The following is a 15,645-nucleotide window of genomic DNA, read 5'->3' as shown; positions in this document are numbered from 1 at the left end:
GTCTGGCCGAGTTATGGAGTTCAGCCGATAGGCTAAAACCCCTTCTTTTATATCCTTGTTAGGCGAAGATTTTGCCGGGGTTCATAATCCCCTTAGGATCAAAAACGGCTTTAATCGCTTTCATCACCGCAATTTCTTCAGCGGAGCGACTGTAGCCTAGATAGTCGCGCTTCGTCATGCCCACGCCGTGCTCGGCGGAGATGGAGCCGTTGTATTTCTGCACAGTTTCAAACACCCACTTATTCACCGTAGCGCACTTGGCAAAGAACTCTTCTTTGGGCATGGCATCCGGTTTCAGGATGTTCAGATGCAGGTTGCCATCACCAATGTGGCCGAACCAAACGATCTCAAAATCTGGGTACTGTTCGCCAACGATGGCATCAATTTCCTTCAAGAAGGCTGGAACCTTGGCAATAGTGACCGAAATATCGTTTTTATAGGGTGTCCAATGGGAGATGGTTTCTGAGATGTATTCGCGCAACTTCCACAGATTCTGGAGCTGCTGCTCGCTTTGGCTCATCACTCCATCCAACACCCAGCCTTGCTCCATGCAATACTCAAACAGCTCTAAGGCAGCCTCGGTGACGGCTTCACTGCTGGCTTCAAACTCCAGCAAGGCGTAGTAAGGGCAGTCAGTTTCAAAGGCAGGGGGCACGTCACCACGAGCCAGAACCTTGGCCAGTGCTTTGTCGGAGAAGAACTCAAAAGCGGTCAGATCAATGCGGCCTTGGAAGGCGTGCAGCACCGGCATGATGGCTTCTAAATCGGGCGTACCCAATACCATAGCGGTTAGGTTTTTCGGCGTGCGCTCTAAGCGCATGCTGGCTTCGACTACAAAGCCTAAAGTGCCTTCGGCACCGATAAACAATTGGCGTAGATCGTAGCCGGTGGCGTTTTTCACCAGATCCTTATTTAGCTCCAGTATCTCGCCTGCACCGGTGACTACTTTCAAGCCGGCGACCCAGTTACGGGTCATACCGTAGCGGATTACTTTAATCCCACCGGCATTAGTGCCGATATTGCCACCAATTTGGCTGGAACCAGCAGAGGCAAAATCCACCGGGTAATACAGCCCTTTTTCTTCAGCAAAATTTTGCAGTTGCTCCGTTACCACACCGGCTTGACAAAGCACCGTGCGGTCAAACTCGTTAAAGTCCAAAATCCGGTTCATATAGTCGAAGGACACTACTACTTCACCGTTTGCAGCCACCGCCGCGGCTGACAACCCGGTACGGCCACCCGAAGGCACTAGCGCTACTTGATGGGCATTAGCCCAGCGCACAATGGCCTGTACTTCTTCGATGGTTTTAGGGAATACAATGGCAGAAGGAGCCGGCGGAAATTGCTTAGTCCAGTCTTTACCGTAGGCTTCGAGGGAGCTGGCATCGGTTAGTACCTTACCGGGCTCAACCAATGATTTGAGGGATTCGATCAGGCTGGGGTCAATCATGCTGGGAACTCTCATGAAATTCATGTTCACCCTGAACAGCCTTCAGGCTACAGAGGAGTGAATCTAGGGTCGCCTATGCTAGCATACGGACTCAAACAAGGTGCCCCGCCTGCCGTACCATGCCACTGGCCAGCCTCCGTCGGACACCACCGTCTTTTTAGACTTTGCAAAAGGTTCCTCGCAGATGAGCAAAACCTCTCTCGATAAGAGCAAGATTAAGTTTCTCCTCCTTGAAGGTGTACACCAAAGCGCTGTTGATACCCTCAAGGCGGCTGGCTATACCAACATCGAATACATCACTAGCTCCCTGCCCGACGCCGAGCTGAAGGAAAAAATCGCCGACGCGCACTTTGTCGGCATTCGCTCACGTACTCAGCTAACAGCAGAAGTATTTGATGCCGCGAAAAAGCTGATCGCCGTCGGTTGCTTCTGCATTGGTACCAACCAAGTGGACTTGGACGCTGCCCGTGAGCGGGGTATCGCGGTCTTCAATGCACCTTACTCTAACACTCGCTCCGTGGCTGAGCTGGTACTGGCTGAGGCCATTCTATTGCTGCGCGGCATCCCTGAGCGCAACGCCGTTTGCCATCGCGGTGGCTGGCTGAAAAGCGCTACCAACTCCTTCGAAATTCGGGGTAAAACCCTGGGTATCGTGGGTTATGGCTCTATCGGCACTCAGCTTTCGGTATTGGCGGAAGGCTTGGGTATGCACGTGGTGTTCTTCGACGTAGTAACCAAGCTGCCGCTGGGTAACGCGGTGCAAGCCCCCAGCTTAGATGCACTGCTAGCCCAAAGTGATATCGTGACCCTGCATGTGCCTGAGCTGCCGTCCACCAAGTGGATGATTGGCGAAAAAGAACTGCGCACCATGAAGAAAGGCGGCATTTTGCTCAATGCTTCACGCGGTACGGTGGTGGTGATCGAAGCCCTAGCCGCCGCTCTGGCCGACAAGCATTTGCTGGGTGCAGCCATTGACGTATTCCCCGTTGAACCGCGCTCCAACGATGATGAATTCATCAGCCCGCTGCGTGGCTTTGATAATGTGATTCTGACCCCGCATGTCGGTGGTTCAACCATTGAGGCCCAAGCCAACATCGGTTTAGAAGTCGCTGAGAAGCTGGTCAAATACAGCGATAACGGTACTTCGGTGTCTTCGGTCAACTTCCCTGAGGTAGCTCTGCCTTCGCATCCGGGCAAACACCGCTTACTGCACATTCACCAGAATATCCCCGGTGTCTTGAGTGAAATTAACCGTGTGTTCGCGGAAAATGGCATCAATATCTCCGGCCAATTCCTGCAAACCAACGAGAAAGTGGGTTACGTGGTGATTGACGTGGATGCCGCCTATTCCGACTTGGCGCTGCATAAGCTGCAAGAGGTGAAAGGCACTATTCGTACCCGCGTGCTGTTCTAAACTCGGCTATAGCCCAATCAAGGGGAAGCAGAGGCTTCCCCCTGATTCCTTCATGCCTTCAGACGTTGAAGCGGAAATGCATCACATCCCCATCCTTCACGATGTACTCCTTACCTTCCAAACGCCATTTACCCGCTTCTTTAGCCCCTGACTCGCCTTTGTATTGAATAAAATCGTCGTAGGCGACTACTTCAGCGCGGATAAAGCCTTTTTCAAAGTCGGTATGGATCACCGCCGCTGCTTGAGGTGCAGTGGCTCCGATTTTCACCGTCCAAGCGCGCACCTCTTTCACCCCAGCGGTAAAGTAGGTTTGCAGACCCAGAAGCTGATAACCGGCACGAATCACCCGATTTAAACCCGGCTCTTCCATACCCATAGATTCGAGGAACATTTGTTTTTCCTCGTCATCGTCCAGCTCGGCGATTTCGGCTTCGATCTTGTTGCACACAGGCACTACGATCGCGCCTTCCTCTGCGGCAATGGCCTTCACCACATCCAAGTGCGGATTATTCTCGAAGCCCTCTTCCGCCACGTTAGCGATGTACATCACCGGCTTACTGGTCAGCAGATGAAAGCCACGGATCACAGCTTTTTCTTCAGCACTCATGTTCTTCATCAGGCTACGCGCGGGCTTACCTTCTGTGAAGTGGGGGATAAGCCGCTCAAGAATAGCTTTCTGCGCCAAGGCTTCCTTATCGCCGCCTTTGGCGTTGCGGGTGACTTTTTGCAGTTGCTTCTCGCAGCTATCGAGGTCAGCAAAAATCAGTTCGAGGTCGATGATTTCGATATCCCGCTTAGGATCAACGCTGTTGGAAACGTGGATCACGTTATCGTCTTCAAAACAGCGCACCACATGAGCAATGGCATCGGTTTCGCGGATGTTGGCCAAAAATTTGTTGCCCAAGCCTTCACCCTTGGAAGCTCCAGCCACCAATCCAGCGATGTCCACAAACTCCATAGTAGTCGGGAGTACACGCTCAGGATTCACAATCGCGGCCAGAGCTTCCAAACGGTCATCGGGCATAGGGACGATGCCGCTGTTAGGCTCAATGGTGCAAAAAGGGAAGTTTTCTGCCGCAATACCGGATTTGGTGAGGGCGTTAAACAGGGTGGATTTACCGACGTTGGGCAAGCCAACAATGCCGCAATTGAATCCCATGAGCTGTCATCCTGTGCGGAAAAGGCCAAATTTTAGAGAGAATCGGAGGGAAAGTCGCCCCTAATACCTGAGGCTTAGGCTTTCTGGGTATGTAACCGATGCATGGCGCGCGTCCAATCACCCGCTAACAATTCGGGCATGACCTCTAAAGCGGCTTCAATACTGCGCTCTAAGAGCGCTCGCTCAGCCTGAGGTGCTTTGCCCAGCACATAGTTGGATACCTGACTGGCGTGCCCTGGATGGCCGATGCCTAAACGTAGGCGATGGAACCCATTTTGGTTACCCATGTGGGCGATGATGTCACGCAGACCGTTATGGCCACCGTGCCCACCCCCAGTTTTGAGCTTGGCTACGCCGGGCGGCATATCCAGTTCATCATGGGCCACTAAGATGGCCTCTAAAGGAATACGGTAAAAGCCTGCCAAGGCGGCCACCGCTTGACCACTGCGGTTCATAAAGGTGGTGGGGATTAACAGACGCACATCGCGTCCCTGATGATTAAAACGCCCCGTAAAACCAAAAAACTTAGCTTCTTTATTGAGGCTAACCCCCTGTTGACGGGCCAGCTCTTCGACGAACAAAGCCCCTGCATTGTGCCGAGTTTGCTCGTATTCCGGGCCGGGATTTCCCAAACCGACAATGAGCTGCAGGGCCGTCATGCAGGGGCTCCTAGTGCTAATCGAACTTAGTTGCTACGCAAAAAGTCGATGTGCATTACAAAGTTTTTAGCCGGGTGACGTTGCATAGCTTTGATGGTCACTTTCTCAACGCTACCAGCAACATTTAGCTCGATCACGCTGCTAAACGCGGCATCGGATTCAACCAGTTTAGTCACGTCTCTAAATTGCAGGCTGATGGACTGAGGCTCTTTGTCACCACCGTAAATGATGGCAGGAACTAGGTTAGCGTTACGACGCAGGCGGCGGCTCGCACCTTTCCCCAGGTCAGAACGCACTTCAGCATTCAGAGTAAATTCGGTCATGGTTATTCTCCCAGATAAAACAACGCTCGGTCTGTTCGCGACCAACATCCGAGCTTCAAAAGGGGCTAAATACAGCCCCGGACAGCGCCCGCCCTTAGCGAAACATGGCGCTGATGGATTCCTCATTACTGATACGACGCACCGCTTCAGCCACTACTGGAGCAATATCCAGCTGGCGAATGCGTCCACAGGCCAGAGAAGCGGGGCTCAGCGGAATGGTATTGGTCACTACCAACTCATCCAGCACTGACTTTTCCAAGTTCTCTACGGCGCGACCGGACAAGATAGGATGCGTGCAGTAGGCATACACCTTAGCCGCTCCGTGATCTTTCAGCGCTTTAGCCGCATGGCACAGGGTACCGGCGGTATCCACCATATCATCCACTAGAATGCAGGTACGGCCTTCGATATCACCGATGATGTGCATCACTTCCGACTGGTTAGCCTTAGGACGGCGCTTGTCGATAATAGCCAGATCCACACCTAGGGATTTAGCTACCGCCCGCGCTCGCACTACACCACCAATATCTGGGGAGACAATCATCAGGTTTTCAAAACGCTGGTCTTGAATGTCATCCACCAGTACCGAGGAGCCGTAGATGTTATCCACCGGAATATGGAAGAAACCCTGAATTTGGTCGGCGTGCAGGTCAACGGTCAGCACGCGATTCACTCCGACCACATCCAGCATATCCGCCACCACTTTGGCGCTAATAGGCACACGGGCGGAACGTGGACGGCGATCTTGACGGGCGTAGCCAAAGTAGGGCACTACCGCTGTGATACGCGAGGCGGAAGAACGGCGGAAGGCATCAGCCATCACCACCAATTCCATGAGATTGTCGTTTGTGGGCGCACAGGTGGGCTGAATCAGAAAAACGTCCTTACCCCGAACGTTTTCATTGATTTCTACGCTGATTTCACCGTCGGAAAATTTACCGACAGAGACATCACCGAGGGGAATGTGCAATTGCCGCACGACACGCCGGGCCAAATCGGGGTTAGCATTCCCCGTAAAGACCATCATCTTGGACATGCGCAGTACCTGCCGGCTGAGATTGGGGTCGTAAACTATAAAGCTGCTCAAAACCCGGCATACCACCGATTTTTGAACAGCTTCGGGAATATGGCAGGGGCGGCTGGATTCGAACCAACGCATGGCAGGATCAAAACCTGCTGCCTTACCGCTTGGCGACGCCCCTGTATCGATTCAGTTATCCAAGATAACTGCTGATCTCAATCTGTGCCTTGAGCGCAGTATGCAACGGAGACTCGTTACAACCCTGTGCCACAAAGCTTGGCAAGTCTTCTGGAAGTTGCGCCGATACAGCTTTTGCTTCGGCTTCTTCGGAGAAGGCTCCGAATATACAACAACCTGTTCCCGTCAGCTTAGCTGAAGTAAATTTATTCAGCAAGATCAAAGCGTTACTTATTTCTGGGTATCGCTTTTCCACTACAGGCTGACAGTCGTTTCGACCACCACACTTGAGAACGGTGCGCACTGTACTGGCCGGAGTGTTGCGTGTCAACTCTGGAGCAGAGAAAATTTCTGCAGTACTCACAGAAACCGGCGGAATTGCGACTAAAAACCAAGGCTCTGGCAGCTCAACCGGAGTTAATCGCTCCCCTATCCCCTCAGCAAAAGCGGCTTGACCCTGCACAAAAACAGGAACATCCGCCCCTAATTTCAACCCCAGCTCGGCTAACTCGGCCAAAGAGCGATTTAATCCCCACAAATGGTTTAAGCCCAGCAAGGTCGTGGCCGCATCAGAACTACCGCCGCCAATACCACCGCCCATGGGTAGGCGTTTAACCAATTGAATATCCGCGCCCTGAGTACAACCCGTGGCCTGTTGCAGCAAACGCGCCGCCCGAACAATCAAATTACTATCGGAAGGCACACCGGGCAAATCGGTCAGCAATTGGATTTGCCCATCGCTGCGGGGGCTAAAAATTAGCTCATCGCTGTAATCCAGAAACTGAAATAGGGTTTGCAGCTCATGGTATCCATCAGGCCGACGGCCAAGAATGTGTAGCATCAGGTTTAATTTGGCGGGAGCAGGCAATCTTAGATGGGTCATGGATACAGCTGGCGTGGTTGCCACTCCTTGATCACAAAGGTAACGCTTAAATTCTGGCCTTCTAACTTGACGCGCTCAGGCAACACATAGCCTTGGTGCGTTTTATACTCAGAAAAAACCACTGACCAACCCTCTTGTTCCAAGCTGGCTAATTGGCTATCAGCATTGAGCTTCAACTGGCTCGGTAGGTTAGGAACGGGCAGCCCTCGAATCCACCACAGCAGGTGGGATACAGGCAATCGCCAGCCTAAGCGGGCCTCTAACACAGACTCTGGAGTGTTCCCATCAAAACGGCCTTCGCCTGCAATCTCCAGCAATACGGCACCCGGACGACCGGTCAAACGGGCCGCACCACGCCCTAAGGGGCCGGATAAACGCAGATCGAAGTAATCAAGGCGCTGCACCCAAAATACCGTACCGCTGCCCGAGTCTTGTGGCGCTTTAATGCCCACTTTGCCATTTATTTGCCAGCTATCAATACGGCTTACCTGCTCGCGGTGTTGCTGCCATAACTCGGGGTTACCGGCACCCTCAAGCTGTTCTTTGGGTACAAACAGGCTACAGCCGGTCAACCACAGCAAGACGCTGATCAGCAGCCAATGACGTAGGGGCATCACTTAGGGTTTCTCCGAGCCCGTCAAGCGCTTCAGGGTTTCTTTAAGTATTCTGTTGTCTGGATCTTGGCTAGCGGCTTGTGACCATATGGCACGGGCCTCTGGTCGTTTACCCTGAATCCAGAGCACCTCTCCCAAGTGGGCCGCGATTTCGCCATCCTGATACTGCTCATAGGCGCGCCGCAGCCAGCGCTCAGCCTCTTTGGGGTTGCCTTTGCGGTAGCGCACCCAACCCATGCTGTCCAAAATAGCCGGATCTTCTGGGTTGATTTGATAAGCCTGCTCAATCAGTGTCGAAGCTTCGTCTAAGCGGTTAGTGCGATCGGCCAAGGTATAACCTAAGGCATTAAGGGCCATAGCGTTTTCAGGCTCACGTTCAATGATAAAACGTAGATCACGCTCTAACTGCCCCAAGTCGTCCCGCCGCTCAGCCAACATAGCTCGGGTGTAGATTAGGTTGAGGTCTTCGGGAAAGTCCTTGAGTCCTTGCTGTACCAACTGCCAAGCGGGAGTAATACGTTTTTGATCGGTATAGGCCTCAATTTCCAACAAGTAGAGTTGGATGGCGTAATCGGGCTGCTCCTCACGGGCTTGGCTAAGCATCTGAGTTGCCTCTTTCTCCCCTCCTGAAGCCAATAACAAGCGCGTCTGCAAGGCTTTAGCGGCCAGATATTCGTTACTGCCCACTGGCACCTGTGCATAGGCTTTTAGGGCTTCAGTAGGCTCATTGAGGGCTTGACGGGCGCGGCCTAAGTTGAAATACGCGGCACTGACATGACTACCGCGCAGAATCAGCTCATCCAAGTACACAATAGCCTCTTGCCAAGCCTGAGCCTCCAAACACACAAGAGCCAGCGAAAAGCGTAAATCATCATCGTCCGGGTTTTGCTGCAACAGAGTGCTAAATTCTGCAATGGCGGCCTGTAAATTTCCTTGCTCAATCAGCAGACGCGCATAGGCCAAGCGCAAACGGCGATCATCCTGCTGCTTTAGGCTGGTATTCAGCAGTGATAGGGCTTTATCGTTGCGCCCCAGCTCCTGAAACAAGCGCGCCTCAAGCAGTATCGAAGGAACCGGAGCCTGAGTTTTATTCTGCCGCTCAAGAAGATCCAAGGCCTGCTCTAAACGACCGTCTTGATGCAGCAAGATGGCTTTACCAAACACCAACTGCGGATTGTCTGGGTATTTACGCAGCAAGCGTTCAAAGCTTTGCAGTAAGCCTGCCCGCGTGGCCGCATCGGTACGCACCGCTGAGAGGGCTAAAAAGTCAAAGTGCGAGTCCCCTTGGCGCTTGAGCACCTCTTCCATAAACACCAAGGATTCCTCGTAACGCCCCGCCCGCGCTAATTGAACCGCCGCAGCGCGCTGGGCGTCTAAATTGTCGCGCGCGCTACGGGCCCAGATTAAGCTGGTGTCTAAGGCCGCCTGATCTGCACCTAAGTATTCGGCAATCCGAAAGGCACGCTCTGCAACACCTGGATCTTGGGTCGTCTGAGCTTGCTGTGCATAATTGGCCAATGCAATATCAAAGCGATTGCGCTGACCGGCCAGTTCCGCCACCAACAACGAATACAGGGTATCGCGGGTAAAGGGTGCCTGTGGGGCCGCAGGGGCAGCCTGTTTCACAGGCTCTGCCGACGTACTCTGCTCCTGAATATGAGAGGCAGGCGGTGTCAGGGGGCGACAAGCACCCATGAGCAGGGCAAAGGTCAAGGCAAGAAGTTTTTTCATGACAAGGCAACGCACGGCTTAGAGAGGCAGTTTGAGCATGATGACACAAGCTATCAGGCAAGCCCATGAGAATAGTGCTGTCAACCCATAGTTCAATCAGACACTCAATACAGGCGGTTGTTCTTGTTCGAATGAAGTAGGACAATCAGCCGTCGTTTTTCTCTCAGGTCTGGCATGGCTTTCATTGCGCTTGGTATTAACCACAAGACAGCTTCCGTCGATGTTCGCGAGCGGGTAGCCTTTACCCCCGAACAAATCGCCGAGGCTCTGCGCCAACTCTGTGGTACAGCCCCTACCCGCGAGGCGGCGATTCTGTCTACCTGCAACCGCAGCGAGCTGTACCTTGAGCAGGAAGTCATTGACGCGGACGCTATTTTGGCGTGGCTGGCCCAATTCCATCAGTTGCAGCTTAAGGATTTACAGGCCTGCGCCTACATCCACCAAGACCAAGAAGCGGTACAGCACATGATGCGCGTCGCCTGCGGCTTGGACTCCTTGGTCTTGGGTGAGCCGCAAATCCTAGGGCAAATGAAAACCGCCTACGCCACCGCCCAAGAAACCGGCACCATCGGCCCACGCTTAGGCCGCTTGTTTCAAGCCACCTTTAGTACCGCCAAAGCCGTGCGTACTGACACTGCCATCGGTGAAAACCCAGTATCGGTGGCCTTCGCCGCAGTCACCCTTGCCAAGCAAATTTTCAGCGACCTAAAACGCAGCCAAGCCTTACTGATCGGCGCGGGAGAAACCATCACCCTAGTCGCTCGTCACCTGCATGAACAGGGCATTCAACGCCTAGTGGTGGCTAACCGCACCTTGGAGCGCGCCGTGGCCTTAGCCGAGCAGTTTGAAGGCAGCCGCGCCGTGCTGTTATCCGATATTCCTCAGGAATTAGCCGGTAGCGACATTGTGATCAGCTCCACCGCCAGCCAATTGCCCATTTTGGGTAAGGGTGCGGTCGAGCAGGCGTTAAAACAACGCAAACATAAGCCCATGTTTATGGTCGATATCGCCGTGCCACGCGACATTGAACCACAGGTAGGGGAACTGGCCGATGTCTACCTCTACACCGTGGACGACCTGCATGAAGTGGTGGCCGAAAACCTGAAAAGTCGCCAAGGAGCCGCCCAAGCCGCCGAAAAACTGGTCAATGCCGGGGCAGAAGAATTTATGCTGCGTCTGCGCGAGCTAGCCGCTGTAGACGTACTCAAAGCTTACCGCCGCCAAGCCGAACAGTTACGCGACGAAGAATTGCAAAAGGCCCAGCGTCTGCTGGCCGCAGGCAACAGCCCAGAACAGGTACTGGCCAGCCTTGCGCGCGGCCTAACCAACAAACTGCTGCATGCTCCCAGCGTGCAGTTAAAAAAATTCTCTGCCGAAGGCCGCATCGAAGCTTTGATGATGGCCCAAGAGCTTTTTGCCCTGAATGAGGGCGAGCTGAAGTCACCATGAAAGCCTCTTTACTGAACCGACTGGATTTACTGCAAGACCGCTTTGAAGAGCTCACCGCACTGTTAGGCGATGCAGAAATCATCAGTGACCAAACCCGTTTTCGCACCTACTCCAAGGAGTACGCGGATATTGAGCCGGTCATTCAGGCCTATACCCAATTGCGCCAAGTCCAAGACAACTTAGCCGAAGCCCAAAGCCTGCTCAAAGACAGCGATCCTGATTTGCGAGAAATGGCTGCCGAAGAAATCGCCAGCGCCAAAGAGGAGCTGCTGGAGTTAGAAAGCCAACTCCAACGCCTATTACTGCCGAAAGACCCCAACGATGGGCGCAACGTATTCCTAGAGGTACGGGCTGGAACCGGCGGTGATGAGGCTGCGATTTTTGCCGGCGACCTGTTCCGCATGTATTCGCGCTACGCTGAACGCCAAGGCTGGCGAGTGGAAGTGCTCTCGGAAAACGAGGGCGAGCACGGCGGCTACAAAGAAGTTATTTCGCGGGTCGAAGGCGACAACGTTTACGCCAAACTCAAGTTTGAGTCCGGCGCTCATCGGGTACAGCGTGTACCGGAAACCGAATCCCAAGGCCGTATTCACACCTCGGCCTGCACCGTAGCTGTGCTGCCAGAGCCGGACGAACAAGCAGCGATCTCCATTAATCCCGCTGATTTGCGGGTGGATACCTACCGCTCTTCGGGTGCGGGTGGTCAGCACGTCAACAAAACCGACTCTGCCATTCGTATTACCCACTTGCCTACCGGCATTGTGGTGGAGTGTCAGGAGGAGCGCTCACAGCACAAAAATCGTGCGAAGGCGATGGCGTGGCTGGCGGCCCGCTTACAAGACATGCAGGACGCGGCGGCGCATAAAGAAATTTCTGACACCCGCCGTTTGCTGGTCGGTTCGGGGGATCGCTCCGAGCGCATTCGTACCTACAACTTCCCCCAAGGCCGCGTCACCGATCACCGCATCAACCTGACTCTGTACGCGCTGGATGATGTGATGGCGGGTGGTGTAGAGGCGGTGATTGAGCCCTTGCTCAACGAATACCAAGCCGACCAACTGGCCGCGTTGGGCGACTGAATGTCCAGCATTCAAGCCTTACTCAACAGTGTTCGACTCCCAGATTCGCCCAGTGCCCGGGTGGATGGGGAATGGCTGCTGGCCGACCTTTTGGGCAAGCCTGCTAGCTACTTACGCACCTGGCCGGAAAAAGAGGTTCCCGCTGAGGTGGCTGCGCTCTTTGCCGAACGCATTTGCCGCCGCCAAGCGGGAGAGCCGGTTGCCTACATCATTGGCCGACAGGGTTTTTGGAGTCTAGAGTTAGAGGTTGCACCCTGCACCCTGATTCCGCGCCCCGATACCGAGTTGTTGGTGGAGACTGCACTCAGCCTGCTGCCCACTGCGCCGCTAAAAGCCTTGGATTTGGGCACGGGCACCGGAGCCATTGCTTTGGCTTTAGCAACTGAGCGACCCGCTTGGCAACTCATGGGCGTGGATTGTATGGAGGGGGCTGTGGCACTGGCCGAGCGCAACCGCCACAACCTAAAACGGGACAATGCGCGTTTTATCCACAGCCACTGGTTTTCGGCCCTGAGTGGTCAGCGTTTTGCCTGCATTCTGAGCAATCCGCCCTACATTGAAGCTGATGACCCGCATCTGGCTCAGGGTGATGTACGTTTTGAGCCGGTCAGCGCTTTGGTATCAGGCACTGATGGTCTGGATGATTTGCGCCAGATCATCACCCAAAGCCCGGACTATCTGGAGCCCCAAGGCTGGCTGCTGTTGGAGCATGGCCACAACCAAGCTGCTGCGGTACGCCAACTGCTGCTAGAGCGAGGCTTTAAGGCGGTGGAAAGCCGCCGAGATTTAGGCGGACACGAGCGCATCAGCCTCGGTCAGTACCTATAAGTTGCCGGAGAAGCCCATGCTCGACGATCAAGAATTACTGCGCTACAGCCGCCAGATTCTGCTCCCTCAGATCGACATTCAAGGCCAACTGCGCCTCAAGGCCGCTAAGGTGCTGATTGTCGGCTTGGGTGGTTTGGGATCGCCAGTGGCCCTTTATTTGGCAGCAGCGGGCGTGGGTGAGCTGCATTTGGCTGATTTCGATCAAGTCGATCTCACCAACCTGCAACGCCAAGTGCTGCACGATAGCCAGCAACTTGGCCAACCCAAGGTAGACTCAGCCATCGCCCGCCTGACGGCCATTAACCCGTTGGTCACACTTGTTCCACATCGCCGTGCTCTGGACGAAGACAGCCTCAGCCAAGCCATCGCAGCGGTGGACTTGGTGCTGGATTGCAGCGACAACTTCGGCACCCGTGCAGCGGTGAATCAAGCCTGCGTCCAACTGAAATGCCCGCTGGTCAGTGGTGCCGCCATTCGTTTGGAAGGCCAACTGTCGGTATTTGACCCGCGCCGCGACGACAGTCCCTGCTATCACTGCCTCTACGGTGAAGGCTCTGAAGCCGACTTAACCTGTAGCGAAGCCGGTGTAGTTGGCCCTTTGGTGGGGATGGTGGGCAGCTTACAAGCCTTGGAGGCTCTTAAACTGCTGGCCGGATTTGGCGAACCCTTAGTGGGCCGCTTGTTACTGATTGATGGATTGAGCAGCCGCTTCCGTGAGCTGCGCTTCCCGCGTGATCCGCAGTGTCCGGTGTGTGGCGTAGCGCATGGCTAATAATGCGCCGGTGGGCGTGTTCGACTCTGGAGTGGGCGGGCTTTCGGTATTGCGGGAGATTCACCAGCGCTTGCCGCAGGAGTCTCTGCTCTATCTGGCTGACAGCGCCCACGTACCCTATGGCGAAAAATCCGCTGACTACATCCGCCAACGCTGCCAGCGCATCACTGAGTTTTTGCTAAAGCAGGGTGCTAAAGCGCTGGTGGTGGCTTGCAACACGGCAACGGCGGCGGCAGTGAATGATCTGCGCGCCCATTATCCGCAATTGCCGGTGGTGGGCATGGAGCCTGCGCTAAAACCGGCGGTCGCCCACACACAAACGGGCGTGGTCGGGGTGCTGGCCACCACGGGGACACTGAACAGCGCCCGTTTTGCCGCCTTGCTGGAGCGCTACTCTGGCTCTACACGCATCCTCACCCAGCCTTGTCCCGGTTTGGTGGAGTTAATCGAAGAAGGTCAGCTTGATGGCCCGAAAACCCGTCAACTACTGGAGCGTTTGACCGCTCCTCTGCTGGCTATAGGCTGCGATACCCTGATTCTCGGCTGCACCCACTACCCCTTTATCAAACCCCTGTTGCAACAGATTTTGCCACCCTCGGTCAGCCTGATTGACACTGGCGCAGCGGTGGCCAGCCGTTTACAGCAAGTATTATCTGAACGCGAAGCCCTAGCCGATGGCAGCATTCCAGCCTCAGTGCGCTTTTGGAGTACCGGCGATACCGCGCAGACAGCCCATATTCTGCCCAAGCTGTGGGGCGAAAGTTGCCCCATCTTCGCCTGTTACGACTGAGTTACCAGCGCACTACAATGCCTTGGGCGGCCATATGGGCTTTGGCTTCCGGCACTGTGTATTCACCAAAGTGGAAAATACTCGCCGCCAAGACTGCATCAGCCTTGCCTTGCAGAATGCCCGCCGCCAAGTGATCGAGGTTGCCCACGCCACCGGAAGCAATTACTGGAATCCCCACCGCCTCGCTGACTGCACGAGTCACGCCCAGATCAAAACCGCGCTTCATACCGTCCTGATCCATACTGGTGAGCAGGATTTCCCCCGCGCCCAAGCCTTCCATTTTGCGCGCCCACTCCACCGCATCAAGGCCCGTAGGCTTACGGCCACCGTGGGTGAAAATCTCCCAACGCGGTGTTTCACCGGGGCCAGAGACTTGCTTGGCATCAATAGCCACCACGATGCACTGAGAACCAAAGCGCGCCGCCGCTTCGCCGACAAACTCCGGGGTAAAGACCGCAGCGGTGTTGATGGAGACCTTGTCCGCGCCCGCATTCAGCAGGTTGCGGATGTCCTGCACGGTACGCACACCACCGCCCACGGTCAGGGGAATAAACACCTGACTGGCCATGCGCTCTACCGTATGCAGGGTGGTGTCGCGGCCCTGCGAGCTGGCGGTGATGTCAAGGAAGGTGATTTCGTCCGCGCCTTGCTCGTCGTAGCGCCGCGCGATTTCCACCGGATCACCGGCATCGCGGATGTTCTCAAACTTAACGCCCTTGACCACGCGGCCATTGTCCACGTCAAGGCAGGGGATGATGCGTTTGGCAAGGGCCATGCTTTTTCTCCGAAAAAGAGCTGTAAGCGGTCAGCGTTAAGCCGTAATGGAAAAGGCTGGGAATAGAGTTTTGTCCATCAGTCATACAGAGTGCGGCGATTAGCGCGCCATCTGGATCAGCTCGATGTCTTTTTTAAGCAAAGCATTCACAAGGAACGACAGCTCAACGCCCTTCGCTTTGGCTAACTCTGTCAATTGGGTTTGTACTTCATCATCAAGGTAAACGGGCAGATTGAGTTTGATGTTGGGGTGGTAGAACTTGCCTCGTTCTCCCTTGATGAAATCGTACTCATCATGCATGGCTTTACCCTTCAGTACGCTGTCACGTTCATCAAACAGCGTTAGAGCTAAAATGGTGGGGATGGGGGAATCGAACCCCCGTGGCGCTCTCCTAGGTGAGTTACTTTCCTGTATCTGCCCGCATCTCGCTCGAAGTAAAGTCTACCTACCAGGCACCCCAGTGACGCCGCGACCCTACCTTTTACGCTTTTTGCAAAACTGCTATTGCTCTTCATAGATTT

Annotated in this window: 15 protein-coding genes, 1 tRNA gene and 1 pseudogene; 6 read left to right on the top strand and 11 right to left on the bottom strand. The window is 54.6% G+C overall.

Annotation, left to right across the window (positions count from 1 at the left end; genetic code table 11):
• Positions 1-58: 58 nt before the first annotated feature.
• On the bottom strand, positions 59-1,450 hold the full coding sequence (locus LX59_RS08445) for an FAD-binding oxidoreductase (RefSeq protein ID WP_211354836.1): 1,392 nt from the start codon (positions 1,448-1,450) through the stop codon (positions 59-61).
• Positions 1,451-1,634: 184 nt separating this feature from the next.
• On the opposite strand from LX59_RS08445, the gene serA reads away from it, so the two are divergent.
• Positions 1,635-2,864 carry a phosphoglycerate dehydrogenase gene (serA, locus tag LX59_RS08440; protein ID WP_144571409.1) on the top strand — a complete coding sequence of 410 codons (1,230 nt, stop codon included), beginning with the start codon at positions 1,635-1,637 and terminating at the stop codon, positions 2,862-2,864.
• Between the two features lie 58 nt (positions 2,865-2,922).
• Here serA and ychF read toward each other — a convergent pair whose 3' ends face one another.
• From ychF to LX59_RS08400, 8 genes and pseudogenes are all read right to left on the bottom strand, one after another.
• Complete coding sequence (gene ychF, locus LX59_RS08435; RefSeq protein WP_144571408.1) at positions 2,923-4,023, bottom strand: redox-regulated ATPase YchF; 1,101 nt, start codon at positions 4,021-4,023, stop codon at positions 2,923-2,925.
• 74 nt (positions 4,024-4,097) lie between these two features.
• On the bottom strand, positions 4,098-4,682 hold the full coding sequence (gene pth / locus LX59_RS08430) for an aminoacyl-tRNA hydrolase (RefSeq protein ID WP_144571407.1): 585 nt from the start codon (positions 4,680-4,682) through the stop codon (positions 4,098-4,100).
• Between the two features lie 35 nt (positions 4,683-4,717).
• A pseudogene (rplY, locus tag LX59_RS08425) lies at positions 4,718-5,005 on the bottom strand (50S ribosomal protein L25); the annotation flags it as partial.
• 94 nt (positions 5,006-5,099) lie between these two features.
• On the bottom strand, positions 5,100-6,041 hold the full coding sequence (locus LX59_RS08420; RefSeq protein ID WP_144571497.1) for a ribose-phosphate pyrophosphokinase: 942 nt from the start codon (positions 6,039-6,041) through the stop codon (positions 5,100-5,102).
• 91 nt (positions 6,042-6,132) lie between these two features.
• Positions 6,133-6,207: transfer RNA gene (locus LX59_RS08415), tRNA-Gln, on the bottom strand.
• Between the two features lie 12 nt (positions 6,208-6,219).
• Positions 6,220-7,086 (bottom strand): 4-(cytidine 5'-diphospho)-2-C-methyl-D-erythritol kinase, encoded by an 867-nt coding sequence (gene ispE / locus LX59_RS08410; protein ID WP_144571405.1) that lies wholly within the window; start codon positions 7,084-7,086, stop codon positions 6,220-6,222.
• Positions 7,083-7,700, bottom strand: a complete 618-nt coding sequence (gene lolB, locus LX59_RS08405; protein WP_144571404.1) for a lipoprotein insertase outer membrane protein LolB — start codon at positions 7,698-7,700, stop codon at positions 7,083-7,085. The genes ispE and lolB overlap by 4 nt, the downstream gene beginning before the upstream one ends.
• Before the next feature lie 3 nt (positions 7,701-7,703).
• Entirely contained in the window at positions 7,704-9,431 is a 1,728-nt protein-coding gene (locus LX59_RS08400) for a tetratricopeptide repeat protein (RefSeq protein WP_144571403.1), read from the bottom strand.
• A 174-nt stretch (positions 9,432-9,605) separates the two neighbouring features.
• Here LX59_RS08400 and hemA point away from each other — a divergent pair, with 174 nt between their 5' ends.
• Genes hemA through murI form a run of 5 tightly spaced genes read left to right on the top strand, consistent with a single transcriptional unit; the run spans position 9,606 to position 14,349 of the window.
• Positions 9,606-10,880 (top strand): glutamyl-tRNA reductase, encoded by a 1,275-nt coding sequence (hemA, locus tag LX59_RS08395; RefSeq protein ID WP_144571402.1) that lies wholly within the window; start codon positions 9,606-9,608, stop codon positions 10,878-10,880.
• On the top strand, positions 10,877-11,959 hold the full coding sequence (gene prfA / locus LX59_RS08390) for a peptide chain release factor 1 (protein WP_144571401.1): 1,083 nt from the start codon (positions 10,877-10,879) through the stop codon (positions 11,957-11,959). Before hemA ends, prfA begins: the two co-directional genes overlap by 4 nt.
• Entirely contained in the window at positions 11,960-12,787 is an 828-nt protein-coding gene (gene prmC / locus LX59_RS08385) for a peptide chain release factor N(5)-glutamine methyltransferase (protein ID WP_144571400.1), read from the top strand.
• A 16-nt stretch (positions 12,788-12,803) separates the two neighbouring features.
• The gene (locus LX59_RS08380; RefSeq protein WP_144571399.1) at positions 12,804-13,559 is read left to right on the top strand and encodes a molybdopterin-synthase adenylyltransferase MoeB; all 756 of its coding nucleotides are present in this window, start codon (positions 12,804-12,806) and stop codon (positions 13,557-13,559) included.
• Positions 13,552-14,349 carry a glutamate racemase gene (murI, locus tag LX59_RS08375; RefSeq protein WP_144571398.1) on the top strand — a complete coding sequence of 266 codons (798 nt, stop codon included), beginning with the start codon at positions 13,552-13,554 and terminating at the stop codon, positions 14,347-14,349. Before LX59_RS08380 ends, murI begins: the two co-directional genes overlap by 8 nt.
• 1 nt (position 14,350) lies before the next feature.
• Here murI and hisF read toward each other — a convergent pair whose 3' ends face one another.
• On the bottom strand, positions 14,351-15,124 hold the full coding sequence (gene hisF / locus LX59_RS08370) for an imidazole glycerol phosphate synthase subunit HisF (RefSeq protein ID WP_144571397.1): 774 nt from the start codon (positions 15,122-15,124) through the stop codon (positions 14,351-14,353).
• Positions 15,125-15,223: 99 nt separating this feature from the next.
• Entirely contained in the window at positions 15,224-15,424 is a 201-nt protein-coding gene (locus tag LX59_RS08365) for a hypothetical protein (protein ID WP_144571396.1), read from the bottom strand.
• Positions 15,425-15,645 lie beyond the last annotated feature (221 nt).

Source organism: Azomonas agilis (assembly GCF_007830255.1).
Lineage (GTDB): Bacteria > Pseudomonadota > Gammaproteobacteria > Pseudomonadales > Pseudomonadaceae > Azomonas > Azomonas agilis.
This window is presented reverse-complemented; position numbering and strand designations above follow the sequence as displayed.